This is a genomic window from Anaerococcus groningensis (assembly GCF_046365465.1).
GTDB lineage: Bacteria > Bacillota > Clostridia > Tissierellales > Peptoniphilaceae > Anaerococcus > Anaerococcus groningensis.
Genome location: NZ_JBGMEG010000003.1, coordinates 207,004 through 232,532 on the forward strand (window position 1 = coordinate 207,004; position 25,529 = coordinate 232,532).

Sequence of the window (25,529 nt, forward strand, 5' to 3'; positions counted from 1 at the left end):
TTCTCACTTTTTTTGCATATTTTCCAAACTTATCCTTATTATAGGTATTATAAAATCTTATGTCAACAAAGCCAAAAGTCTACTATATATTAGTATACGATATTTATTTATAAATATTTTAACAATGATGCAACTGGGTATATAATAGTAGTGAAGAATAAAGTTTTAGGGAGGAATATAATGAAAGTTGATTACACAAATATAGGCTTAGAAAACCTTGATAAGTACGAAGAAAAAGCTCTAAAATCATTTGATACTCTTATGGATGGATCAGGAGAGGGAGCAGACTTTCTAGGATGGGTTGATAGACCTATTAATTATGATAAAGAAGAATTTGAAAGAATAAAAAAAGCCGCAGCAAAAATCCAAGCTAACAGTGATGTTTTAGTTTCAATAGGTATAGGTGGGTCTTACCTAGGTATAAAAGCAGTTGACTTTGCCCTTGATAATTACTTTGGCTCAAATAAAAAAGTAAAAATTATCTACGCTGGCCACCAATTATCAGGCCAATATATGTCAGAGCTTTTAGATTATCTAAAAGATAAAGACTACTCCTTAAATGTAATCTCAAAATCAGGAACAACAACAGAACCTGCTATTGCCTTTAGATTTTTAAAAGAAGCCTTAGAAGAAAAATACGGTAAAGAAGAAGCCAAATCTCGCATCTACGCTACTACCGATAGACAAAAGGGAGCTTTAAAAGATTTAGCCACAAAAGAAGGCTATGAAACTTTTGTAGTACCAGATGATATCGGTGGCAGATTTTCAGTTATATCTGCAGTAGGGCTTTTACCACTAGCAGCAAGCGGAGTAGATATTGACGAGTTTATGGCAGGATTTGAAACAGGCCGTAAAAAATATACTAACCGTAATTTTAATAATAACGATGCTATAAAATATGCTGCAATTAGAAATATGCTCTATGAAAACGGTAAAGATATAGAAGTTTTAGTAAACTATGAGCCAAAGCTCCAGTATACAGCAGAATGGTGGAAGCAGTTATTTGCAGAATCAGAAGGAAAAGATGGAAAAGGTATCTTCCCAGCATCAGTAAATAACTCTACAGACCTGCACTCCCTAGGACAAATGATCCAAGATGGAAAAAGAAATGTATTTGAAACAGTCTTAGAGATTGAAAACTATGACAGAGATATAGATATAAAAGAAGATATAGATAATCTAGATGGACTAAATTACCTAGCAGGCAAGTCTTTAAACTATGTAAATAAACAAGCCATGGAAGGAACTACCATTGCCCACGTAAAAGGTAATGTACCAAATATTCGCTTACTTATAGAAAATGTAAGTGCTAAAACTTTGGCAGAGCTATTTTACTTTTTTGAAATTACAGTTGGAGTAAGTGGTTACATGCTTGGTATCAATCCATTTAACCAACCAGGAGTAGAAGAATATAAGACCCAAATGTTTAAATTGCTTGGCAAACCAGGCTATGAGGAAAAATGATTTAATAAAAAGGATCCATTAGGATTCTTTTTTGCTGTTAAAATTTACCTATATGCCTTATAATTAATTTGATAATGTTTTAAAAATAGAAGGGAATAGAAATAATGAAAAAAGTATCAATAATAGGTTTAGGAAATGTGGGAGCAACAGTTGCCCATACCCTAGTTGAAAGAAGACTAAGTGATAGTATTGCTTTATTTGATAAAAAAGATGGCCTAGTAAATGCTGAAATCAATGACTTCAGAGATGGTATGGTAAGACGAGATGGCAATGTAGAAATAACTGCAGGTAGCAAAAAAGACCTAGCAGATAGTGACATTATAATATTTGCCCCAGGTGATATTAGTATCTTACAAAATAATAGCGATAGGTTAGAAGAATTTAAGTACACAAGAACTTGTGTAGAAGAATGGGCTCCAATCATAAAAGATTCTGGTTTTGAAGGGATAATTGTATCTATAACAAATCCATGTGATGTTATTGCAGAATACCTACAAAAACTAACAGAACTTCCAAAAGAAAGAGTAATTGGTACAGGAACTATTATCGATACAGCAAGAATGAAAAATGCTGTAGCAAAATATGTAGGCCTTGATCCAGATTCCATAGATGGATATGTAATTGGCGAGCATGGAAACAGCCAATTTGTAGCTTGGTCAAAAGTTTCAATCGCAACCCAAGCTTTAAATAAAATCTTAGATGAGAAAAGCTTCGATCAAATAGAAGAAGCTGCTAGAATGAAGGGATTTGAAATTATCCAAGGCAAAGGCTACACATCATATGGTATAGCAAATGCTGCTACAATTATCGTAGAAACTATATTTAACGATAGCAAAACTATCCTGCCAGTTTCTTCATATTCTAGTGAAGCCGGCTGTTATATTGGCCATCCAGCTGTAGTAGGTAGACAAGGTATTATAAGAGATTTTCACTTAGAATTAGATGAAAAAGAACAAGAAAAATGGAATCACTCAGTAGAAACAATAAAAAACACTAGGCCAAATTAGTAAAAGAAAAACAAGCCCAGATAAACATAAAGGGCTTGTCTTTTTTTTTTGTAAAAATTATGCGATTTTTCCTTTTTTTCTAAGTCTAGCTGAGTTTATAAGAGCTGCAGTAGCATCACCTGTAATATTTAAAGTAGTCCTACCCATATCAAATATTCTATCAATACCTGCAACAAGGGCAATTCCTTCAACTGGAAGGCCAACTGATTGTAATATCATAGCAAGCATTATCATACCAGAACCTGGTACACCTGCTGTACCAATTGATGCAAGAGTTGATGTTAAAACAATGGTTAGAGTTTGGCCTAAGGTTAAGTCAATACCATAGCAAGCTGCAATAAATACTGCACAAACCCCTTGGTAAATTGCTGTTCCATCCATATTTATGGTAGCACCAAGTGGCAATACAAAGCTTGTTACATCATGGTCAGCACCCATCTCCTCACAACATTTCATATTAATTGGTAAAGTTCCCATGCTTGATGCCGAAGAAAATCCAAACATCATAGCTGGCGCCATAGTTTTAAAAAATTCTGATGGTTTGATACCAGCCATAGTTTTTACTGTAAATGAGTAAACAACAAGTATATGGAAAGCATAAGCAATGTATGCAACTAAAAGCACACTTGCAAGAGAGCCAATTATCATAGGACCATTTTCTGCTATAACTGGCATTAATAAAGTGAAGACTCCTATTGGAGAAAGTTTTAAGATAAGCTCCATAGCTTTCATATTTATATCATTTATAATATCAATCGCTTCAATAGCCTTAGCCTGTTTGCTTTTATCAATTAGAAGTATAGCAAATCCTAGGATAATGGCCATTACTATGATTTGAAGCATATTTGCCTCAACTATAGGAGCCAAAAAGTTATTTGGAAAGATATTTACCAAAGTATCTATCATAGATACTTCATTTTCAATAGCATACTCTAAGTCAGTAGTAGCAATAAGTGGGAAAAATCTTTTGGCAATATTGGCAAAACCTAGGCCAATTACAATTGCAAAAGCAGTTGTGAAAAAGTAATAAATTATTGTAAATATTCCAACTTCCCCTACTTTTTTAATATCTCTCATAGAGATTATTCCACCCATAATAGAAAATAAAACAATTGGTGTAACAATAAATTTCAATAAATTTAGGAATATATCTCCGATTGGTTTTACATAAGCATTTAAAATTTCAGCTTGGCTTTGCAAGAGCAATCCAAGAACAATAGCTAAAATTAGGGCAATAAAAATGTTCCTAGTTAGCTTTGATTTTTTTCTAGGTTGTTTTTCCATAAATATCTCCTTATCTTTATCTTTTCTCAAATTATATCTATTTTACTTTTTAGTATTTATTTTGTAAAGCACAAGTTAATTCTATAAGAATATAAATTATAAAAAATCGACTTCAAAATACTGTAATATATTTTGAAGTCGATTAATTAATTATCTTTATATTTATGTTATCTGAAATAGTTTTATAAATAGTATTAATGATGGTTGTTAATTTTTTATCTAATCAGCTTTATTATAAAATTTTTAAAGTTTTTATTCCGCACGGTTCTATTAAATTTAATTCCTCATCCTTAGTAAGTTCATCTGCTTTAACATATTCAAAATTATTTAAGCTAGATTTAAAACTGATATTTCTTTCTCTATACGGATTATATAGTCTTAGAATTAGACTTTCATTCTTATATGACTGTTTTAAAGTTGAAAACACAGCTTCTTCTATTTCTAAAAGAGAATAACTTTGAGGATATGAGTTATTTTTACTGATTACAAAATGATCTGTATTATCGTATATTTCTCCCCCTTGGTAAGAAATAGGCCTATTTAAAACTTCTTTTGAAAATTTATGCATTTTTAAATAATCATTTTCCAAATCGCAAATATATAATGTAGTTTCTATTTCCTTATCTAAAAGTGCATGACCCATTTGGATTTCATATACTCCAGAGGCTCTTCCAGGTCTATCATTTAAATCTGGTTTTCCTAGATAAGGAATTGACCTAAACATAGTAAAATCAATTTTATTATTATCTAAAATCTCATATTCTCTTACACCATCTGATACACCGCAAACAGTTTGATTTGACTCAAGGGCAGCAAAAGAGATCATGGGTTCAATTCCTCTAGGTTTTTCATCCCAGCCGTCTTTGATCCAATTTTTATATTTGCTATAATCAACTTCTCTAACAATTGTACCGAATTGTTGGTCTGCTATAGAATTTTTAGCTTCAATTTTAGTATCTACAACAACCCTATCCCTATGCTCAATAGCATTATTTTTTGTTTTATAACTTAATTCTATATATTTTTTAGTCTTATAGAGAGTTAATGATACATGAGAAATCAATTCTTTATCTAAAATATTAGATAATCTATTTTCTAGATTAGACGGTACTTTTCTTGCTAATTTATAACTTATATTTTGATATAAATCATTTTTGATAACTTTTATATTTGAAACTTTTCCTTCTGAAATAAATAAGTCTTTATCAGGTGAAGAATAATCATAGCTATCACCCTCATCTCCATTATCTTCAAGATATATTTTATTTATATTCGAATCACCTTCAACAATAATTTGACCATTATCTCTTATGTGAATCTTGTAAAATTCATTTTCTATAAAATTATCATTGCTTGGAACATTCCTTTTAAAGCCTTCAGAGCTTTCTTTAATATCATAGGTTTGATAACCCATAGGAAGAAGTTTATCCTTGATCAAGATCTTAGCACCATATATTTTTTTGTAAGTCTTTAAATTACTAGATGCCTCATTATTTACACCTATCTCTTTTATTGATTTAGCCAAATTTGTTTTATCTTCTTCTATTTTTATTAATTCAAAATCAACAGGCTCTCCATCTCTTTCGATAATGAAATTTTCAAATGGTGTTAGGATATTGCATGTTATATATTCTTCTCTTGTGTATGGAAGAGCATTATAAACTTGAAAACTAAATTGACTTAAACTTATTCCATCACCAATCCTTCTCATTATAGAATCAGCAAGATTTCTTGAAATATCGTCAACCTTATCGTATCTATATTCTATAAAATTATTGGTCTTATCAGAATTACACATGCCAATACTATCGTGAGCTGAGTTAAGCAACATTAATTTAAAGCATTCTTCTATTAATTCTTTTTCATATCTTAAACCAAGTTTGTAGGAAATAGCACTTAAAGGTTCTAGAAACTCTGATAGATATCTTTCTAGTCTGTTATGTTTAATTTTCAAGTCTGCTCTTGTAGAAAATATACTTTTATGAGTTCTTGAATGTTGGCCAAAGGTAAATTCTCCAGTGTAATCTACAAAACCATCTGCATTTGCAAAAACTTCATCCAATGAACTTTCTAATGAGTCTATCTCTATATCATAATTGCTATTTTGAATTATTTTTGTTATATTTTTTCTGATTGGTTTTTGATCTTCACCGTTAAATAAAATATATGGTTTTCTATTCCCAAATTTTTTTAATTTATCTACAAGTTCCTCAATGTATGATCCATCATCTTCATTCGGTGGATATGCCATAATTCCATAGTGATATAAATTAAACGCTTTAATACTTTCACCACTTGGACTAATCCAGTTAAACTCTCTATCTTTTAATAAATGATCAGCTATTCCTCTTCTAAAAAAAGCATACTTTAATCCCATTTGATTATAAATTAATGGCATTTGTTCACTCATACCAAAGCTATCTGGAAGATAGCCTATGGACTGATATCCTCCTAAATTTTTAGATTGATTTATACCAATTTGTAGATTTCTTATTAAACTTTCTCCAGAAATAACTAATGTATCACTTTGTGTATACCATGGACCTGTAATTATTTTTTCTTTAGATATAAGTTCTTTAATCTGATCTTTTTTTTCAGGTCTATAGCGTAAATAATCTTCGATTATAGACGTTTGACCATCAAGCAAAAACGTACTTATATCATCATCACTAGATAAGTAATCGATAATTTCATCAAAATCAATTAAAGAATAAACCATTGATCTATTATCAGTAAAATACCATTCCTTATCCCAATGGGTGTGAGCTATTACTTTTATATCAGTCATTCTTGAACCACCAATTTTCCCTTTTTAATTTGATTGTTTCTATAAAGCACATTTACAATAGCAATAAATAAAGATCCAACCAAAATCCCCACCACATATGGCACTATATTTTCAACTAGGGGCCATGCCCAAATAGCAGATTCTGGGAACCATTGAACTGCACCAAAACCGACACCAACTAAAGCTCCAATCAATGCTCCAACCATATAGAGAGGAATAGTAAATGCTGGATTTTCTAAGGCAAATGGGATAGCACCCTCACTTATGCCCATAAAAGCTAAAAATATAGATGTTTTGGCAGCTTCTCGCAATTGTCTATCATAAACTCTTCTTTTTACAATATATTTATCTAATAGTGCACTTAGTCCAAGACCAATTGATGGAGTTACTATTGCAATAACTCTTGCAGTAAGTGGCATTATTCTATCTACTGCAAGACCTGTTGCAACAAAGCCTGCAGCCTTATTAACTGCGCCTCCTAAGTCAAATGCAGTAGTTAGAGAAAGCAATATTGCATAAACAATTCCTCCACTTTTTCCAGCACTTGTTAATAATCTTTCTACAGATTGATTTAATGAAGCTCCGATTGGAGTAATTACATAAATCATTAAAATCATTGTAGCCAATACTGATATTAGAGGTATTAAGAACGTTGTTTTAAAGGCCATCCAATTGTGGCTTACTTTGATTTTTTTATTCAAAAATTTAACAAAATACCCTATTAAAAAAGCTATTAATAGACCACCAAAAAATCCTGATGGTGCTGGAGCTACAGGCTCATATGCTCCATCTATGTACGTTAAAGTTTCTATTGGATTGTTCGCAACTACCCCTCCAATAAATCCACAAATAAGAGCTGTCTTTCCACCAATAGATTGAGCGGCAAAAGCTGCGAATATAGGTATAGCAAAACCAAATAGCTTAAAGCCAAAAGTTTGTAATATATAAGCAAACTTTAGTAAATTCTCTGAACTATCAGTATAAGAACCAGAATTTAGTGCATCCACTATCGATATTGCAGGATCAATTCCCATAAACATATAGGGTATTAATTGTGATAAAGCGCCTAATAATCCACCCATTATCAAAACCGGAATCATGTAGCTAATACCAGTCATCAAGTGCTTTTGAAATTGATTGAATTTTGAATTAGAATTTTTACTCGAAACTGTAGATTTTTTTACTGTACTATTAGCATCTCCCACTTTTCTTTTAGTAACCGGCATTTTTTCCTCCTAGTTATCAGCTAAGTCTTCTTCTATATCATCAAAAACAGTTTCAATATCTTTAATAGCTTCAGCTAATGAAACTTCATAAATTTCATATCCTTCAAACCTCTCCATATTTTGTGGAGTAATAGCTGTAGATAATAAAATTATATCTGCATCGGCGATATCTTCTGCTGTCAACTCATTTTGAATCCCATCTGATCCTTGTGTTTCAACTTTTGTTTCATACCCTCTTTTTTTAGCTTCATCCTCCATTGACTGGGCTGCCATAAATGTGTGAGCTAATCCCATTGTACAAGCACATAAACCAACAAATTTTCTCATATTATTCTCCTACTCCCTTTAAATTTTCATAAATTTCATCTTTACTTGCTGTTTGTAAAAATTTTAAAAATTCTTTATCAATTAATTTTCTTGATAGATTTGCTAGAGTATTAATATGCTCTCCACCTTCTTCTTTACTAAAGATACCAATTATAATCTTAACTTTAGATCCAGACCAATCAATAGTGTCATTTAATCTTAAAAATATAATTGTATTTTTTAAGACACTTTTGCTTTTAGAATGTGGTATAGCAAGAGGCTCTACCAAAGCAGTACTCATTTCTTTTTCTCTGTTTATCAAGTCAGCTTTAATACTATCTGCATTGCTAGCAATTTCTAACTCATAAGCTTTTTTAGATAAATATTCTAAAACTTCCTCTTGATTTTTTAGATCCAGGCCTATGATAACGTTTTTCCTATGCATAGATTCTCCTTTCTAAGTTTATTATAGCATAATTATTTACATAAATTAACAGTTATACGTTAATAATTACTTAAATAATAATAAGAGCTTTAATATTATATATTAACGTTTTCTTCAAAACTATAAATTTATAATATAAATAACATTATAATTATTTGACAAAATCCTTAATGTGGTCTAAAATATTGAAGATTTGGAAATTTTTAAAGGAGGTTTTGATGGAAGATAATAAAAGAATTTATAAAGTAAATGATGATGTTCCTAAAAAGTTGCTTGTTCCTTTAGGCTTACAGCATACTTTTGCTATGTTTGGTGCTTCTGTTCTGGTTCCTATACTATTTGGCATCAATCCTGGCATTGTTCTTTTGATGAATGGTATTGGTACTTTACTTTTTATTTTGATAACTAAGGGCAAGGCTCCAGCGTATCTTGGATCTTCATTTGCCTTTCTTGCACCAGGTATTGCTATAATCCAGTCTCAAGGATTTGAATACGCCCAAGGAGCTTTTGTAGCTGTTGGGATTTTGGGATGTTTACTTTCTTATATAATTTATAAATTTGGCACATCTTGGATAGATGTGGTGCTGCCACCAGCGGCCATGGGTGCGGTTGTAGCTTTAATTGGTTTTGAGCTGGCAGCAAATACTGTTTCTGGTGGATCTATCGGTGCAAACCTTATGACTGATACAATTTCATCTGGGGACTGGTTAGTATTTTTAGTAACACTTTTTACAGCGATTTTAGGATCTATAATGTTTAAAGGATTTATGTCTACTATTCCTATTTTGATTGCCATTATTGTAGGTTACATAGTAGCTTATTTCAATGGTCAAGTAGATTTAACTCCTGTTCGTGAAGCAAGTTTTTTCACCCTTCCACAATTTCAGTTAGCAAAATTCTCACCAGAAGCAATTTTTGCCATGCTACCAGTATTACTAGTAATTGCAGCTGAACATATCAGCCACCAAGTTGTTACTAGCAATATTATTGGTGAAGATTTGATAAAAGAACCCGGCCTCCACCGTTCTATATTTGCAGATAACTTTTCAACTGCAGTTTCTGGATTAATTGGGGGTGTTCCAACTACAACCTATGGGGAAAATATTGGTGTTATGGCTATAACTGGAGTTTATTCTGTAAAAGTAATTGCTACTGCAGCTGTAATTTCTATCCTAATGGCCTTTATAGGGCCCCTATCAGCGCTTATTTCTACTATCCCAGGCAATGTAATTGGTGGAGTGACATTTTTGCTTTATGGAATGATTGGTACAAGCGGGATAAGACTTTTAGTCGACCAACAAGTAGACTACTCAAAAAGTGATAATTTAATTTTAACTTCTGTAATATTTATAGCAGGTCTTAGTGGCCTAGCAATTCAATTTGGATCAATAGAACTAAGCGGAATGGTGCTTTCTTCTGTAGTAGCGGTTATTTTATCACTTATGATTTACCTAATTAAAAAAGCTGGCTGGTCTAATTTAGAATAGAATTTATTTAAAAACAAAAATAAAAACTGATTTATAGGTTTTCCTATAGACCAGTTTTTTTATTTATTGACTTATTCTCTTTTTCTTTTGATTTGTTTTTGACCCCTCCTAGTAAAACCCCAACTACTATTACTTCTATCCAAAAGGTTATAAAGCCACCTTCTACACCAAAGGCTCCTCCCGTTAGAAATGGATTACCTGTTAGCTGAGTTTTTATTAGACTTATATTTGATTGGGTGATGCCTGAAACGTTGATGCCGTATACATTAGCTTGGGCAAAGTTCCAAAAAGTATGGGCTGCTGCTGGTAAAAATATATCATCTGATAGGTAAAATAATAAGGAAAATATTACTCCCATTAGAAAAATATTTATAAAAGGGAATATACCAAAGCCATCGTTGCCAAGGTGTAGGATAGCAAATATTAAACTGTTGGTAATAATTGCTGATTTTACCCCATTAAAAGCTGCAAAATAATTCATCAAAATAGACCTACACATTAACTCCTCGTTAAAGCCTTGTATTATCCAGCCTATAAAAAAGACTAGAAAAACCCCTGCCGGTACATTTGATATATTTAAACTTATTTGGGATTGGTTGTATATTTTTAGCTGCAAAAATACCCCACTTATCATTACAAGACCTATAAGGGCGCCTTTTAGGTAGTTTTTAATTTTATCAGGGCTAGAAAGTCCCAAGGATAAATTATTTCTATTTAGATATTTTTTGGCAAATATGTACATTAAAATGCTAGAAATAGCTGTTCCATAAAGCATGGTTAAAATAAACCTATCATTAGGTGCTAAGTTTTTAATAGCATTTATGTTATTTATTGATTTAAGGATAAAAATATCTTCAAACAATAGTTTAGGAAAGATTAGTAGAAAAATAATTGCTAGTACAACTAACACTGGATTTCTATTTTTCTGAATTTTTTTAGTCTCCCTAATAGTTAAATTATCTTCAAACATTATAATCTCCGTTATATTTTATACATTGATTATAACTTTATTTTGATTTTATGCTAATAAAAAAACACGGAAATCTACCGTGTTAGTTATCATTATTTATCGCATCATCCATGGTATCTGTTACATTTTGTGAGCTATCATCCTTATCAAAGTCTTCAGCGTATTCCAGCGCTCCACCTAAGATTGCATTTATAAAGTCTCTTGATTCGTTGGTATCATAGCCACTTATAGTTCTTTTTAAAAAAACTGTTGCTTCCCTAGTATTTTTCTCCTGGTTAGGATCAGCTAAAGCTGCCATGTAGTCGTTGTGGATTTTTTGATCATCCTCACTATCATCTATTTTTTCGTAGACATCTATGTAGTTTACATTGCTTATTTTTAGTTTTACTTCCTTGCCACGAGATTTTTTTTCCTGGCTTGCTACTTCAATTTCTAAATTTTCGAAATTATTGTTATAAAATTCTTCCTGTTTTTTGCTATTATCCGAGTAGGAGGTCCTTAACACTTCTAGAATAATAGGAAGCCTGTCAGTTTTTTGATCTATATACTCTGTATCATAAGTTTTGATGGCTTCTTCTAGACCTTTTATAGTCCTATCTACATTAGATACATAAAACTGGTATATAGAAAATGGTATCCCAACTATCAATAAAGCCATAATCACATAAGGAAATATGAAAAGTCTACGTCTTTTTGGTTTTCTACGATTATTTCTTTGAACTCTTTTTGCTTTTTTTGCCATAATTTTCACCTTGCTTTTAATTATACCATCTATTATACAATTTTAATAAATGTGATAAGATAGGGTTATGAAAAGTTTTAGAATTAATTTGATGGATTTGCTAGCCTTAATACTTTTAGTCTTCTCATTTTTTCTACCCTTTTTAGGAGAAAATTTAGCTATAAATAGAGAAGTTTTGCTTATGCTTATCAACTGCTACTTGGTAGGCTACTTGGCATACATAATTTCATTTATAGATACAAAAAAAGTTTTGCTTATGGCTATCCCCCTCATAATATATAGTGGATTTTTAATATTTTTTATGCGAGATTTTAAGTTTATTTTTGAAAAGCAAAGGCTTGAGGACTTGGTATATGTGCTGACAAATTTATATGATGTAATATTTGTAGTTTTTTGCTTTTTTATTATAGAAATCATCCTATCTCGCATCATTGGAGCAAGAGCTACTTTAGGATTTGGGGTAGCAAGTCTTATCCTCTACCTTGTTATGCAAAATAGTGTTATCTTGCCCTTTGATTTTTATTACAAGGATCTATTGGTATATTTTTTCTTTTATATAATGGCCATCAGGATAAAACCCGCCATCCAATTTAATAATTTTTTACTAGTCCTAGCCATCCTATTATTAGCAGGTGAAATTTATTTGTATATGTACTTAGACTATTATCCAGGCTTTTATTTTTCTACAATAATACTAACCTACCTCATTTTAAAGCAAAGCCCAGATGTCCAGTTTGTAAATCGTCAAAGATACCTATTTTTCACCTACCTTTATCCATATAAAGTAAACTATGTTTTACTAAAGGCTGTAGTAAATGCTAGTCCTTTGGTAGTTACTCTTATGAGTGTACTTATTTCATTTATTATAGGAGAATTTTTGTATAAGCTTAGGGTAAAATTCTTAGATTATATCTTTGTGGGTATTCATTAGTATATATGCAAGAAACTGTTTTATAATTGCATAAATTGTGATATTATAAATATGTAAACGATTTTGTTTATCTAGTTAATGTATATTAATAATTTATAGGAGGGTAGTTTATGAAAGAAAAACTACAAAGATTAGGTCAATCCCTAATGCAACCGGTAGCGGTTATGCCTTTGGCAGCCTTGCTACTAGGCCTTGGTTATCTAATTGACCCAGATGGTTGGGGTGCAAGCTCACCTATAGCAGCATTTTTAATTTCTGCTGGTGGAGCTGTTTTAGATAATTTAGGTATTTTATTTGCAGTTGGTGTTGCCTTTGGTATTGCCAAAGAAAACCACGGAGCAAGTGCTCTTGCAGGTCTAGTTGCATTTTTGACCCTATCAAAAATGTTATCACCAGAAACAGTTGCTCAATTAAGAGGCTTAGATATAGAAGCGTGGCAAGCAGCTGATCCTTTCCAATACTCAGCTTTTGGCAAAATAGGAAATGGCAATGTCTTGATAGGTATTTTATCAGGTATTTTAGGTGGAAAGGCTTATGATAGGTTCCATGGAACACGCTTGCCAGATTTTCTAGCCTTCTTCTCAGGTAGAAGACTAGTACCAATTATGGCATCTGTTTATGCTTTGATTTGTTCAGTTATTTTAATGTTCTTATGGCCAATTATTTACTCAGCTCTAGCAAGCTTTGGTGAATTCTTACTAGGTCTTGGTGCAGTAGGTGCAGGTATCTATGGTTTTGCCAATAGACTATTGATCCCAACAGGTCTTCACCACGCCTTAAACCAAGTATTTTGGTTTGACCTTGTTGGTGTAAATGATATACCAAACTTCTTAAATAATGCAAAAGATACAATCACAGCTACCTACCATCCAGGCATGTACCAAGCAGGATTTTTCCCAATAATGATGTTTGGTTTACCAGGTGCAGCCCTAGCTATGGCCCAAAGAGCAGATGAAAAAAATAAAAAAACTATCAAGGCTCTAATGTTTGCAGGAGCGCTAGCTTCTTTCTTAACAGGAGTTACAGAACCACTTGAATTTGCCTTTATGTTTGCAGCACCACAGCTATATTTTATCCACGCACTACTTACAGGTATTTCTGTGTTTGTAGCAGCAAAACTACAAGCTTATGCAGGTTTTGGATTCTCAGCAGGACTTATCGACTTTTTCCTATCATCACGAAATCCTATGAGAAACAATATGCTACTTCTAGTTATAATGGGCATTGCATTCTTTGCAATATACTACTTTATATTTAGAACATTAATCGATAAATGGGATATAGCTACCCCAGGTAGAAGTTCAAAATCTCATAAGTCAACAGTAATAGAAACAGAAGATAAGGGAAGAGTATCAACAGCTGATAAATCAGCAGCAGAAGAGCGTGCAGAACAAAATGCAAGTGTAAAAGGCTCCTACTCTGATACAGCAAGAGAAATCCTAGAAGGTCTAGGCGGCCCAGAAAATATTGATACAACCAGCTACTGTACAACAAGATTACGTCTTACAGTAAAAGATCCAGCAAAAGTTGATGAAGAAAAAATAAAACAAGCAGGAGTAGCAGGACTAATCAAACCAGGACCAAAAGCAGTCCAAGTAATAATAGGCCCACAAGTTCAAGCAGTCCATGATGAATTTGTAAAGCTATTAGGTAAATAAAATCGAAAGTAAAAGAAAGATCAGCAGGCCGTGCTTGCTGATTTTTTAGTGAAAACTTATGCTATAATTAAATAGCCACTTAACTAAGTGGTGAAAGGGGGTGATATGAAATGTTACCATCAGTAATGGAAAATTTTATTTTCCCCTTGCTAGTTGGAATTATACTTTTGATAATATCAAAGTATATAAACTCAGAAAACTAGCAAAGAAAAAGACAGTAGTTCGCGGCTACTGTCTTTTTTAGTGAGTAATACTACTCTATTACCATCAGTTTTCCTTGTTGCCAAGGGCTTTGTTAGAGGTGGCTTCTCTTACATATATTATATGTCACAATTTGTGACTTTTCAATTAACTACTAATAAGTAATTATGGGTAAAAGCACTAAAAGGAGTAAAAAATGAAAAGACTATTAAACTTTCAAGGAGCAGACTTTTTAAATGCAAGTCCTCTAGAATTAAAACAAGCAATTCTAGCCAGTGAAGGTAGGGTTATAGTTTCAGAATCTGTCGTAACCTACCAACCTTATGTAAATGGACTAACAAACGCTGAGATAGAAAAAGCCTTTGGCGCTGATATATTATTATTAAATGTTCTAGACTTAAATAATCCAAAGATAGAAGGAGTACCAGAAGGTGAAAAAAATCATATTGCTTGGCTTAAAAAAGCTACATCAAGACCACTTGGAATAAACCTAGAACCCGTAGATGAAAATGCAATTATGACCCAAGGTAAGGAAGAAATAGCAAGTGGCCGTAAAGCCAGCATAGAAAACTACAAAAAAGCCAATGACTACGGCCTAGATTTAATATGCCTAACAGGTAACCCAGCCACAGGAGTGACAAATGATGCAATTTTACAAGCAATTAAAGAAGCAAAAGAAACCTTTAATGGCTTAATTATAGCCGGCAAAATGCATGCAGCAGGTACTGATGAATTTGTAATGAACCTAGAAATAGCCAAAGATTTTATAAATGCAGGATGCAATATCCTCTTATTACCAGCCCCATACACTATTCCCCATTTTAATGAAAATGACCTAAGAGAAATAGCCGACTACATTAGAGATTATAATCAGGACAAAAAAATAGATAAAAAAGTCCTAATAATGTCAGCCATAGGTACCAGCCAAGAAACCGCAGACAAAGATACCATAAGGCAAATAGCCCTAGCAGCAAAAGCAAACGGAGCCCACCTCCAACACATAGGAGATGCCATGAATGGTATATCATTGCCAGAAAATATTTATACCATGGGAGTCGCCATTAGAGGAGTAAGGTGGCAAATTTATCAGATGAGTTCTTCTATTAGGAGGAATAGGTAAGATTAGGAACTCTTACTTATATATAGAAAAAACCCAAAATTTTTCCCGAAAAAAAGATAGTAGTTTATGCTACTGTCTTTGCTGGTTCTAGAGTGTCTATCTTATTCCTTACTTCTTTTCTTAGCATCCATGTACATAGGATTGAGTTTAGGGATTCTGCTATTACGAATGCCCACCATGCTATGTTTAGATTGCCTGTGCGGCTTAGGGCATAAAATATTGGGATTAGGATTATTAATTGTCTTAGGAATGATTGGAAGATAGCTATTTGCCAGTTTCCTAGAGATTGGAAAACTCCTCCTACTGCTACTATTGCTGGGACTGCTGTGATGTAGGATAGGGAAACTATTCTCATCATTGGCACTCCTATTTCCATCATAGATTCTGTTGCATTAAAAAATCCTAATAATTGTCTTGGGAATATCCACATTATTAGTACTGCTATGGCCATTAATATAAATGAGCTTTTCATAGATAGCCCTATGGATCCTTTTATCCTATCTTTTTTTCTAGCCCCATAGTTATAGGATACTATGGTTGTCAGCGCATTTGATATACCAAAAACTGGTAAAAAGGCAAAGGATTGAAATTTAAACATTACCCCAAAGGCTGCGATGGCACTTGCTCCAAAGTCTCTTAGGATTAAGTTTATGACAAAAACTACTATAGATCCTATAGTATTCATAACGGTGGTTGGTAGGCCTATCATAAAGATTTGCTTTACTATATCTCCATGGAATCTAAATTTTTTTGATTTAAAGTTGATATCTTTATTTTTTGTTTTATTAAAATAAAAACCTATTAGTGCCCCACCTAATTGTCCTATTACTGTTGCAATAGCAGCTCCTTTTACTTCTAATCTTGGAAAACCAAATAGACCAAATATTAAGATTGGGTCAAGTATAAGATTTATGATTGCCCCTGACATTTGAGTTATCATTGTATATTTTGTAAGGGATGTGGCTTGCAATAGTTTTTCTGCTAGTACTTGGAAAAATATTCCTATACTGAATATGGTTACTATATAAGTATATTCTTTAGTATACGCTGTAACTGCAGCACTTTGTCCTTGGCCATCAGCAAAGGCGCTTGTAAATAGTAAGCCTAAGAGAGCAAAAACTACATAGGTAATTGTTGAAATTACGATACCGTGGATGGCTACTGATCCTACCCTGTCACGGTTATTTTCTCCCAAAAACCTAGATAAAAGGGCTGAAGCCCCTACTCCTATACCTACTGCAAAAGCAATTAAGATATTTTGCACTGGAAAGGCAATCGAAACTGCTGTTAGTGCTTCTTCTGATATCCTTGCTACAAACATTGAGTCTACTATATTATAGATTGATTGAACTAGCATTGAAATAACCATTGGTATTGCCATTTCTAGCAATAGTTTATCAATTGGTAATGTTCCTAGTTTATTTTCTGTTATCTGTATTTCTTCCATAAACACTCCCTAAAAAATAATTATATATTATATTTAAGCTTATATAGTAAACCCGACTTGCAATTTTATGTCAATGGTGGCCTGCTAAAGCAAAAAAGCCTAGGTATGTTTTCCCAGGCTTTTTTTATATTTATTTGCTTAGAAAGAAGGATTTACTGATTTGCTATCTCTTTCTTCGCTTAATTTTTGAATTAAGCTTTCTACTGAAACTTCTGGTGTTTCTTCACCATCTCTATTTCTAACTGTAAGAAGTTTTGATTCTTCTTCCTTTTCCCCTACTACTAGCATGTAGTTAGCGCGCATTAGTTGGGCTTGTCTGATTTTATAGCCTACCCCTTCGCTTCTTTTATCAACAGATACTCTAAAGCCAGCATCTTTAATTTCTTTTTGTAATTTTTCTGCTGTATCTAAGTATTTATCTGATACTGGAATGATTACTACTTGCTCTGGGTTTAACCATAGTGGGAATCTGCCTGCAAAGTGTTCTGTTAGTACACCGATAAATCTTTCTACTGAACCTAGTAGGGCACGGTGTAGCATAACTGGTCTTTGTTTTTCTCCATTTTCATCGATATATGTTAAATCAAAGTTTTGTGGTAGTTGGAAATCTAATTGGATAGTACCACATTGCCAGGTACGTCCAGCTGCATCTTCTAAATGGAAGTCAATTTTTGGACCGTAAAATGCACCATCGCCAGGATTTAGTTCATAGTCCATACCACGTTCTTCTAAGGCTGCCTTTAATTGGTCTTCTGCAAAGTCCCAATCTTTGATTTCTCCCATGAAGTCATCTGGTCTTGTTGATAATTCTAGTGAATATTTAAAACCAAATGTAGAATAGAGTAGGTCTGCTAGGTCTATCATTTTGTAAACCTCATCTTTGATTTGGCTAGGTAAGCAGTAAACGTGGGCATCATCTTGGGTAAATGTTCTTACTCTAAATAATCCGTGAAGAGTACCTGATAGTTCGTGTCTGTGAACTTGACCAAATTCTGCAAGTCTAATTGGTAAATCTCTATAAGAATGTTGGTTTGATGCGTATGTTAAAACTGATCCTGGGCAGTTCATTGGTTTTATAGCATAATCTTCATCATCTATTTTTGTAAAGTACATATTTTCTTTGTAGTGGTCCCAGTGGCCTGATCTGTGCCATAGTTCTTCGTTCATGATTAAAGGAGTTTTGATTTCTCCATAACCACGTTCTTCTAGAACTTCTCTCCACCAACCAAGTAATTCATTCATAAGAATCATGCCGTTTGGATGGAAGAATGGGAATCCTGGTCCTTCTTCATGGAAGGCAAATAAATCCATTTCTTTACCAATTTTTCTGTGGTCACGTCGTTCAATTTCTTTTTGTAACTCTTGCCATTCTTCAAGTTGTTTGGCTTTTTCAAAAGAAATACCATAAAGTCTTTGAAGCATTTGTCTATCAGAGTCACCTCTCCAGTAGGCGCCAGCTATAGTTTTTAGTTTCACTGCCTTAATTTTTTTTGTAGATTCTAAGTGTGGGCCACGGCATAAATCTACAAAGGCATCTCCCATTTTATAAAGGGTGATTAGTTCATCTTCAGGCAAATCATTTATAAGCTCTACCTTATAGTCTTGGCCTTCTTCTTCAAACATTTTTAAAGCTTCAGCACGAGAAATTTCAATTCTTTCCATTTTGTGGTCAGCTTTAGCTATTTCTAGCATTTTTTTCTCAATTTTTTCAAAGTCCTCTGGAACAAATCTGTGGTCTAGTTCCATATCATAGTAGAAACCATCAGCTATTGCTGGTCCTATGGCAAATTTTGTATCAGGCCATAAAGCTTTAATTGCTGCTGCCATTACATGGCTTGATGTATGCCAGAATATTTCTTTACCTTCTGGATCATCAAATTTTACAACTCTAAAGTCACTATCTTCATTGATTGGTTCCATATATCCGCGTGTTACACCATTTACAACTGCACCAAGGGCTTGTCTATATAGTCCTTCAGAAATGTCTTTTGTAACTTGGCCAACACTTACGCCAGCTTCGTATTCTTTTACCGAATTATCTGGTAATGTAATTTTTATCATAATCTCTCCTTTTAATCCACAAAAAAACCGCCCTTATCGTTACCGATAAAAGGACGGGTTGATTCCGTGGTTCCACCTAAAATTTGTGCTCATTAAGGTCTTAACGCGACCAACGTTTTAATCTCTTAAAAAACTCCAGGGTGGTTTTTCATAAAAACTTGTATAAGACCTCTCAGCACCAGCCTTTCTCTGTGGATACTCATAATTACTACTTTTCCTGTCATAGTTATATATTATATTTTTAATTTACCACGATAAATTTTTTTTGCAAATCATAATTGGGTAAATATTTAAAAAGTGTTGAGTAAATAGTAAAGGATATACATATGAAAGTAGTAATTGTAGGAGCGGTAGCAGCTGGGGCGACTTTTGCAGCTTCTCTGCGCCGCTTAGATGAAAATGTAGAGATAGTAATGTTTGAAAAAGATAGGGATATGAGCTTTGGCAACTGCGAGCTACCTTATTATTTGTCTTATGAAATAAAGGACAGCACCCTTTTAGTCCACAGGGACAGTGAAAAATTTAAAAAAGGCTACAATATTGATGCTTACAATTATCATGAAGTTATAAGTATCAACCGTGAAGAAAAATATGTCTCAGTCCTAGATAAAAGAAGTGACAAAGAATTTAACGAAACTTATGACTACCTAGTTTTAGCACCAGGCGCCCACCCAAATGTTCCAAAATCTATAAAGGGTACTGATAAGGACCATGTATTTAGCATCCGTAATGTCATGGATGTAGAAAATATCAGAGCCTACTATGAAGATCATGATGCAAAAAATATTTTGGTAGCTGGTGGTGGTTTTATAGCTCTTGAGGCAGCCCATGCCTTAAATGAGTTAGAAGATACAAATGTCTCTATGTTTGTCAGAAGCAAGGTTTTAGGCATGATAGATGATGAACTGACACCTTTTATTGAGGAAAATATAAAAGCAAACAATGTAAATATCATCCACGAGAAAGAACTAGTAGAAATTCGCGACAATGAAGTTGTTTTTGATTCTGGCAAAAAAGTAAAGGCTGATATGGTAATCCTTGCCCTAGGTATGGCTGCCAATAATAAACTAGCAGTAGATGCTGGGCTTGAAATCACAGATAAGGGATCAATTGTAACTAATGAAAATTATCAAACCACCGATCCAAACATATATGCCATAGGTGATGCCATTGATATTACAAACTTTATTACAAATGAAAAACAAAATTTAAAACTAGCCTGGCCAGCCCATAGGCAAGCCAAATTTTTATCCAAGCATTTATTAGGCAAGGACGCAGAGCCTTTAAAATATATAGGCACATTTTTAATCAAGTCTTTTGATTTAAATATCGGTATGACAGGATTAAATGAAAAATCCTTGCAAAAACTAGGCTACAATTACGATGTAACCCTCATCTCCCACTCGGATAAGGTAGGGATTATGCCAAGTTCAGAAATGGTTTATATGAAATTGCTCTTTGAAAAAGAAACTGGGAAAATTTACGGGGCTCAAGCTCTGGGTAAGGGAGTTGTAGATAAAAGAATAGATGTAATTGGCACTCTTATAAAAATGGGTGGTACAATTTCTGATTTATACAACTTAGAACTAGGTTACCAGCCATATTATTCTACCACCGAAGATATAAATAATGTCATAGCTAGCCAAGCTATAAATATTTGTAACGGTCGTTTACCTCATGTCAAATTTTCAGATTTTTGTGCTACAAAAAATGAGTATGAGATAATTGATATCAGAAATGAAGCAGCTTTTAAAGAATGCCATATCAAGGGTGCCAGACTTTTTGAAGGAAAGAAATTAAGGGATGAACACGAGAAACTTCCTAGGGATAAAAAAGTTTTATTTTACGATGAAACTGGTGTTCTAAGCTCAAATATGATAAAAATGCTCCGCAACCTAGGATTTAACAATATCTATATGCTAGATGGAGGCCTCCTTTATTTTAGAAAGTATGATGAATACTTTAAACTAGGTATGCTTTGCGATGGAGATGAGTAGGAATGTATCCCCATTAAGACAAAATAAAATTTTAAAAAGTCTTCTGTTCGTAAAAAATTGCCATAAATTCTAATTGAATAGATTCGCTAAAAAATTGCACTGTTTGAGCGTATGCGAGTTTGCAATTTTTAGAATTTTGAAATTATGAATTTATCAATTTTTGGAGTCAGTTTTGCTTTTTAAAATTTTTATATTGACATAAAAAAATCACCCATATCGGGTGATTTTAATTTTCAGAATCTTCGCCAATTATTACTTCATTCTCATTAGCATTTATTTCTTCTTTTAATTTTCTTATCCTACAAGCCTTTATCCTATTATCCTCAATATATAGGATTTTTATTTCATAGCCATTATAAACTAGAGTCTCATTGACTCCTTCTTCTGGAATATATCCTAGGGAGTCTATTATAAATCCACCTAGGGAATCGAAGTTTTCGTTATCCTCATCTATATCTATAGGAATTTTTTCGTTTAAATCTTTGATATTCATTGAAGCTTTTACAACATATACTCCCTTGCGATTTTCTCTAAATTCGCTAGAAATATTAATTCCCTCATCTAAATCTCCTACAATTTCTTCTAGGAGGTCATCTACGGTTACTACACCTGCAAATCCACCGTATTCGTCTATTAAAACTGCCATGTGGATATGATTTATCTGCATATCGGCAAATAATTTATCTGTTTCAATCTTATCTGGGGCAAAATATGCAGGTTTTATCAGGCTTTTGACATGGACATTTTTCATCCCAACTCTAGTTGCTTCTAAAAGGTAATCTTTGGTATAAAGAATACCTAGGATATTATCTACTTCGTCTTCATAAACAGGGATACGGGAATGTTTTATCTTTTCAAATTCTTCCAACCAAGTTTTTTCCTCATCATTTACATCTATCATAAAAACATCAGTTCTTGCTGTCATTATTTCTTCAGCAATGAGATCATCAAAACCCATGATAGAGTGAATCATTTTTGATTCCATAGGGCGAATTATCCCTTGGTTTTCTCCAACTTGGACAATGGATTTGATTTGCTCACTGGTTACTGCTTTTTCTATTCCTTTAGCTTCTATGCTAAAGATTCCCATCAAGAAATTTGTTACAGTTGTGGTTATAGAAACTAAAGGCTTAGTCAAAAACATTATAAACTTAGTAATAGCTACAGTAGATCTAGTTATCTGCATAGGAAATCTTACGCCAATTCTTTGGGGAATCTTATCTACAAATATAACTTTTATTATTGTATATATAACTATCACAATAAAGGTCATCCACCCTAAAGAAATAATTCCATTAAAGAAAAATCCATCAGTAGTTAACTCACTTAATCTTTTTGTAAAATAAGCAATCGTTAGAAGGGAAAATATTATATTTACTATGCCAAAAGATTGATTTAACCTATCCTGATCAGATATAATCTTTAGGATAGCCCTTGTTTTTGCATCATTTTCTTTATCTTCCTCTAATCGCATTGGGTTTAATGTAATTAATCCTGTATGAATAGCTGTAAAAGTACCATTAATTATTAAAAGTAATATTACAACAAGGCTTGTAATTAAGATATGGTAGGGCCCTTGGTCCATTTATATTCTCTCCGTTCTTTTCTATCTTAAAATGAGTATATACATTATTTTGGCTATTGTCAAAACAATTTTATAAAAAAGAGCTCAGCTCATATTATATACTGAACTCTTTTTTATTTTTTAATTTTAATACATACATCAAGGCAAAAATTACTATCACTCCAAAAGATAAAGGTATAAGAGCGGAATGAGTAAATCCTGCTATGATATATGCTGCCGCAGATATAGCTGCAACACTCATACCATATGGTAGCTGAGTTTTAACATGGTCAATATGAATACAACCTGCCCCTGTAGATGACATTATAGTTGTATCAGATATAGGAGATAGGTGATCTCCACAAACTGCCCCTGAAAGAGTAGCTGATATTCCTATAAAAAATAATGGATCTGTCGGTTCAAACATAGATACTACAATCGGTATCAAAATTCCAAAAGTTCCCCAGCTTGTTCCTGTGGCAAAGGCAAGAAATATTGCAACTATAAAAATTACAACTGGTAAAAATGAATTTAAGCTTCCTGCCACATTTTCCATAAGTCCACCTACATATTGGGTCGAACCCAATAAATCGTTTGATATATTCTTTAAACTTGTAGCCATTGTTAAAATCAAAATAGCTGATACCATAGAAGAAAATCCTTCTGAAATAGCATCCATTGACTTTTCAAAGCTTATAGATTTTTTCACTACAAAAAATACTATATTTATTATTAGCGCAATAATAGACCCCATGGCAAGAGCTACCGATGAATCTGTGTTGGCAAAAGCATTTACAAAATCATGATAATACGGGCTTGCTAAATCGAAAAATCCTCCTACATTAATTAAGCTAGTAACACAAGATATAATTAAAATTACTACAGGAAAAATTAAATCAATTATAGACCCATTTAAGTTTTGCTCTAAACCACTTGTAGAAACATCTTCTCTAATACCCAGATATCCCTCCTCCATGGCTCTTTGTTCGTATTTTTTCATTGGACCAAAATCATTATCAAAGGCTATAATATTTACTACGAAAACCAAGGTCAAAATAGAATAAAAATTAAAGGGAATTGATCTTACAAATAACTCTATACCTGACATATGACTACTTTCGGCATATCCTGAAACAGCGGCTGCCCATGAAGAAATAGGAGCTATCATGCAAACAGGGGCAGCAGTTGCATCTATTATGTAGGCAAGTTTTGCTCTGGATACTTTGTGAGAATCAGTTATAGGCTTCATCACAGATCCACTTGTTAAACAATTAAAATAATCGTCAATAAATAGCATTATACACATACAAAATGTAGCAAGTTGTGAACCTTTCCTAGTCTTTATTTTTGAATTAGCCCAATCTCCAAAGGCTTTGGATCCTCCTGAATGATTTATAAGCACAACCATTATTCCAAGAACTACTAAGAATATAAAAATCCCTGAACTTGCTGAAATAGAAGTAATAAATCCTTCTTGCACTAAATTATTTAGAAAAACTGCAAATGATCCTCCTGATGCTAAAATCGCACCTGTAACAATCCCTAAAAATAAAGATGAAAATACTTCTTTAGTAAATAATGCCACAAAAATAGCTACTAAAGGTGGAAAAAGTGACCAAATACTCGCCTCAGTAGCCTCTCCTGTTATTGCAATATATATGGCAAGCCCTAGAGATAGCAAGGCGACCCCAAGGGCTGGTTTTAATTTTTTGGTATCCATAAAAAACCTCTCTATGAGTTTTAAATATTTATAAGAGTACTATTTTATATAATTAGCAAAAGCTACTGTTTGATTTGCTAAACCTATAATCACTTATAATTAAACTCAAATATTTTGACGTATGTTTTACATTATACTTATTTTTTTTATATATAAAAGACATCTAGCATTTAATAATGGAATAAAATTGCTCTAACAATTTCATAGCTTTTATAATAGGAATTATATACAAAAAAAGAAGACCTCTGGTCCTCTTCTTTCATTTCTATTAGCTTTTCTGCATTAAGGGAAATAAGTCCAGTATAAAAAATAACTACAATAGTATCACTACTTTTAAGATAGCTACCGTAATTACATTTTTTATACTAAAATAGGCTTATTATTCCTTAGATAGAGTAGGCCTACTATCACCTGTTGGATTTAATCCATCTTGACTTTCTCTAAATCCTGGTTCATCCAAAGTATCTGTAACATCAGGATCTGAGATAATATCTTTTACTTTCATAAGTCTTGCGATAGTTGCTCTCTCATTTTCTTCTAGTTTTGCTCTAATATACTTGATAGTTTCTTCCAAGTCTGGGATAGTACGGTACTCTAGAGCATTTACACGTCTACGTGTAGATTCTATTTCATCTGCCATAAGCTGGGTAGTTTTTTCAAGTTCTGCAAGTTTTAAAAGTTTTTCTGTAACTTCATTTAGCCCTGCAATTGCTTGGTCAAGGCCTGCAGATGTTTCTGCATAACCATAAGAATACATACTTGCATCCTCATTTTGCTCTACTTGAAACTCCATTTCAGGAATTCTAACACTCATGACATTTTTAACACCTATATCAACACCAACTTTTTGTGTAGGAAAGCTAACTGCTGCTTCCATTGATTCTGGGCTCATAAAGGCACTTGCAATAAGGAAGTCAGAAAAAGAATCAGACAGTTCTTTTTCTACTTCTTCTCTTAAAGTTTTATTTTCACGGATTAAAATCATAAATTGACGCATAAGCTCATCTTGCTTATCTTTTAATAATTTATAACCACGTTTACTAGTGCCAAGCCTTTCTTTTAAGGTGTTAAGATTCATCCTAGTTGGCGTTACTTTTAGTCTTGCCATTTT

At 32.9% G+C, this 25,529-nt stretch carries 19 protein-coding genes; 7 read left to right on the forward strand and 12 right to left on the reverse strand.

What is annotated here, in order from left to right; genetic code table 11:
* Positions 1-180: 180 nt before the first annotated feature.
* Positions 181-1,464, forward strand: coding sequence for a glucose-6-phosphate isomerase (locus tag AB9Q04_RS02630; protein ID WP_410023828.1), 1,284 nt, complete (start codon positions 181-183; stop codon positions 1,462-1,464).
* 104 nt (positions 1,465-1,568) lie between these two features.
* A complete protein-coding gene (locus AB9Q04_RS02635; protein WP_410023829.1) occupies positions 1,569-2,471 on the forward strand; it encodes a lactate/malate family dehydrogenase in 903 nt (300 codons plus the stop codon).
* A 57-nt stretch (positions 2,472-2,528) separates the two neighbouring features.
* Here AB9Q04_RS02635 and AB9Q04_RS02640 read toward each other — a convergent pair whose 3' ends face one another.
* The 5 genes from AB9Q04_RS02640 to AB9Q04_RS02660 all read right to left on the reverse strand — a co-directional run bounded on the left by AB9Q04_RS02640 (position 2,529) and on the right by AB9Q04_RS02660 (position 8,520).
* Complete coding sequence (locus AB9Q04_RS02640) at positions 2,529-3,755, reverse strand: dicarboxylate/amino acid:cation symporter (protein ID WP_410023830.1); 1,227 nt, start codon at positions 3,753-3,755, stop codon at positions 2,529-2,531.
* A 232-nt stretch (positions 3,756-3,987) separates the two neighbouring features.
* A complete protein-coding gene (locus AB9Q04_RS02645) occupies positions 3,988-6,543 on the reverse strand; it encodes a glycoside hydrolase family 38 N-terminal domain-containing protein (protein WP_410023831.1) in 2,556 nt (851 codons plus the stop codon).
* Complete coding sequence (locus AB9Q04_RS02650) at positions 6,540-7,769, reverse strand: PTS fructose transporter subunit IIC (RefSeq protein WP_410023832.1); 1,230 nt, start codon at positions 7,767-7,769, stop codon at positions 6,540-6,542. The genes AB9Q04_RS02645 and AB9Q04_RS02650 overlap by 4 nt, the downstream gene beginning before the upstream one ends.
* 9 nt (positions 7,770-7,778) lie before the next feature.
* Entirely contained in the window at positions 7,779-8,096 is a 318-nt protein-coding gene (locus tag AB9Q04_RS02655; protein WP_410023833.1) for a PTS fructose transporter subunit IIB, read from the reverse strand.
* 1 nt (position 8,097) lies between these two features.
* A complete protein-coding gene (locus AB9Q04_RS02660; protein WP_410023834.1) occupies positions 8,098-8,520 on the reverse strand; it encodes a PTS sugar transporter subunit IIA in 423 nt (140 codons plus the stop codon).
* Between the two features lie 218 nt (positions 8,521-8,738).
* Between AB9Q04_RS02660 and uraA the strand changes: the two genes are divergently transcribed.
* On the forward strand, positions 8,739-10,007 hold the full coding sequence (gene uraA, locus AB9Q04_RS02665; RefSeq protein WP_410023835.1) for a uracil permease: 1,269 nt from the start codon (positions 8,739-8,741) through the stop codon (positions 10,005-10,007).
* Positions 10,008-10,050: 43 nt separating this feature from the next.
* Here the strand turns inward: uraA and AB9Q04_RS02670 are convergent, their stop codons facing one another.
* Complete coding sequence (locus AB9Q04_RS02670) at positions 10,051-10,977, reverse strand: CPBP family intramembrane glutamic endopeptidase (protein WP_410023836.1); 927 nt, start codon at positions 10,975-10,977, stop codon at positions 10,051-10,053.
* Between the two features lie 82 nt (positions 10,978-11,059).
* Complete coding sequence (locus AB9Q04_RS02675; protein ID WP_410023837.1) at positions 11,060-11,719, reverse strand: hypothetical protein; 660 nt, start codon at positions 11,717-11,719, stop codon at positions 11,060-11,062.
* A gap of 67 nt (positions 11,720-11,786) precedes the next feature.
* Here AB9Q04_RS02675 and AB9Q04_RS02680 point away from each other — a divergent pair, with 67 nt between their 5' ends.
* From AB9Q04_RS02680 to AB9Q04_RS02690, 3 genes are all read left to right on the forward strand, one after another.
* On the forward strand, positions 11,787-12,650 hold the full coding sequence (locus AB9Q04_RS02680; protein WP_410023838.1) for a hypothetical protein: 864 nt from the start codon (positions 11,787-11,789) through the stop codon (positions 12,648-12,650).
* A 110-nt stretch (positions 12,651-12,760) separates the two neighbouring features.
* Positions 12,761-14,308: an N-acetylglucosamine-specific PTS transporter subunit IIBC gene (gene nagE, locus AB9Q04_RS02685; RefSeq protein ID WP_410023839.1), complete on the forward strand. Its 1,548-nt coding sequence runs from the start codon at positions 12,761-12,763 to the stop codon at positions 14,306-14,308.
* A gap of 397 nt (positions 14,309-14,705) precedes the next feature.
* Entirely contained in the window at positions 14,706-15,629 is a 924-nt protein-coding gene (locus tag AB9Q04_RS02690; RefSeq protein WP_410023840.1) for a DUF7916 family protein, read from the forward strand.
* A gap of 64 nt (positions 15,630-15,693) precedes the next feature.
* On the opposite strand, the gene AB9Q04_RS02695 is transcribed toward AB9Q04_RS02690, so the two are convergent.
* Both AB9Q04_RS02695 and thrS read right to left on the reverse strand, forming a co-directional pair.
* Positions 15,694-17,076: an MATE family efflux transporter gene (locus tag AB9Q04_RS02695; protein ID WP_410023841.1), complete on the reverse strand. Its 1,383-nt coding sequence runs from the start codon at positions 17,074-17,076 to the stop codon at positions 15,694-15,696.
* A gap of 138 nt (positions 17,077-17,214) precedes the next feature.
* A complete protein-coding gene (gene thrS, locus AB9Q04_RS02700; protein WP_410023842.1) occupies positions 17,215-19,137 on the reverse strand; it encodes a threonine--tRNA ligase in 1,923 nt (640 codons plus the stop codon).
* A 326-nt stretch (positions 19,138-19,463) separates the two neighbouring features.
* On the opposite strand from thrS, the gene AB9Q04_RS02705 reads away from it, so the two are divergent.
* Positions 19,464-21,134 carry an FAD-dependent oxidoreductase gene (locus AB9Q04_RS02705; protein WP_410023843.1) on the forward strand — a complete coding sequence of 557 codons (1,671 nt, stop codon included), beginning with the start codon at positions 19,464-19,466 and terminating at the stop codon, positions 21,132-21,134.
* Positions 21,135-21,360: 226 nt separating this feature from the next.
* On the opposite strand, the gene AB9Q04_RS02710 is transcribed toward AB9Q04_RS02705, so the two are convergent.
* From AB9Q04_RS02710 to AB9Q04_RS02720, 3 genes are all read right to left on the reverse strand, one after another.
* Entirely contained in the window at positions 21,361-22,719 is a 1,359-nt protein-coding gene (locus AB9Q04_RS02710) for a hemolysin family protein (RefSeq protein WP_410023844.1), read from the reverse strand.
* Between the two features lie 94 nt (positions 22,720-22,813).
* Entirely contained in the window at positions 22,814-24,418 is a 1,605-nt protein-coding gene (locus AB9Q04_RS02715) for a Na+/H+ antiporter NhaC family protein (RefSeq protein WP_410023845.1), read from the reverse strand.
* A 379-nt stretch (positions 24,419-24,797) separates the two neighbouring features.
* Entirely contained in the window at positions 24,798-25,526 is a 729-nt protein-coding gene (locus AB9Q04_RS02720; protein ID WP_410023846.1) for a V-type ATP synthase subunit D, read from the reverse strand.
* Between the last annotated feature and the right edge of the window lie 3 nt (positions 25,527-25,529).

What these genes read in the sequence shown, in the direction of transcription:
- AB9Q04_RS02630 (WP_410023828.1), top strand. Translation starts at nt 181, where the DNA reads ATGAAAGTTGATTACACAAATATAGGCTTAGAAAACCTTGATAAGTAC.
- AB9Q04_RS02635 (WP_410023829.1), top strand. Translation starts at nt 1,569, where the DNA reads ATGAAAAAAGTATCAATAATAGGTTTAGGAAATGTGGGAGCAACAGTT.
- AB9Q04_RS02640 (WP_410023830.1), bottom strand. Translation starts at nt 3,755, where the DNA reads ATGGAAAAACAACCTAGAAAAAAATCAAAGCTAACTAGGAACATTTTT.
- AB9Q04_RS02645 (WP_410023831.1), bottom strand. Translation starts at nt 6,543, where the DNA reads ATGACTGATATAAAAGTAATAGCTCACACCCATTGGGATAAGGAATGG.
- AB9Q04_RS02650 (WP_410023832.1), bottom strand. Translation starts at nt 7,769, where the DNA reads ATGCCGGTTACTAAAAGAAAAGTGGGAGATGCTAATAGTACAGTAAAA.
- AB9Q04_RS02655 (WP_410023833.1), bottom strand. Translation starts at nt 8,096, where the DNA reads ATGAGAAAATTTGTTGGTTTATGTGCTTGTACAATGGGATTAGCTCAC.
- AB9Q04_RS02660 (WP_410023834.1), bottom strand. Translation starts at nt 8,520, where the DNA reads ATGCATAGGAAAAACGTTATCATAGGCCTGGATCTAAAAAATCAAGAG.
- uraA (WP_410023835.1), top strand. Translation starts at nt 8,739, where the DNA reads ATGGAAGATAATAAAAGAATTTATAAAGTAAATGATGATGTTCCTAAA.
- AB9Q04_RS02670 (WP_410023836.1), bottom strand. Translation starts at nt 10,977, where the DNA reads ATGTTTGAAGATAATTTAACTATTAGGGAGACTAAAAAAATTCAGAAA.
- AB9Q04_RS02675 (WP_410023837.1), bottom strand. Translation starts at nt 11,719, where the DNA reads ATGGCAAAAAAAGCAAAAAGAGTTCAAAGAAATAATCGTAGAAAACCA.
- AB9Q04_RS02680 (WP_410023838.1), top strand. Translation starts at nt 11,787, where the DNA reads ATGAAAAGTTTTAGAATTAATTTGATGGATTTGCTAGCCTTAATACTT.
- nagE (WP_410023839.1), top strand. Translation starts at nt 12,761, where the DNA reads ATGAAAGAAAAACTACAAAGATTAGGTCAATCCCTAATGCAACCGGTA.
- AB9Q04_RS02690 (WP_410023840.1), top strand. Translation starts at nt 14,706, where the DNA reads ATGAAAAGACTATTAAACTTTCAAGGAGCAGACTTTTTAAATGCAAGT.
- AB9Q04_RS02695 (WP_410023841.1), bottom strand. Translation starts at nt 17,076, where the DNA reads ATGGAAGAAATACAGATAACAGAAAATAAACTAGGAACATTACCAATT.
- thrS (WP_410023842.1), bottom strand. Translation starts at nt 19,137, where the DNA reads ATGATAAAAATTACATTACCAGATAATTCGGTAAAAGAATACGAAGCT.
- AB9Q04_RS02705 (WP_410023843.1), top strand. Translation starts at nt 19,464, where the DNA reads ATGAAAGTAGTAATTGTAGGAGCGGTAGCAGCTGGGGCGACTTTTGCA.
- AB9Q04_RS02710 (WP_410023844.1), bottom strand. Translation starts at nt 22,719, where the DNA reads ATGGACCAAGGGCCCTACCATATCTTAATTACAAGCCTTGTTGTAATA.
- AB9Q04_RS02715 (WP_410023845.1), bottom strand. Translation starts at nt 24,418, where the DNA reads ATGGATACCAAAAAATTAAAACCAGCCCTTGGGGTCGCCTTGCTATCT.
- AB9Q04_RS02720 (WP_410023846.1), bottom strand. Translation starts at nt 25,526, where the DNA reads ATGGCAAGACTAAAAGTAACGCCAACTAGGATGAATCTTAACACCTTA.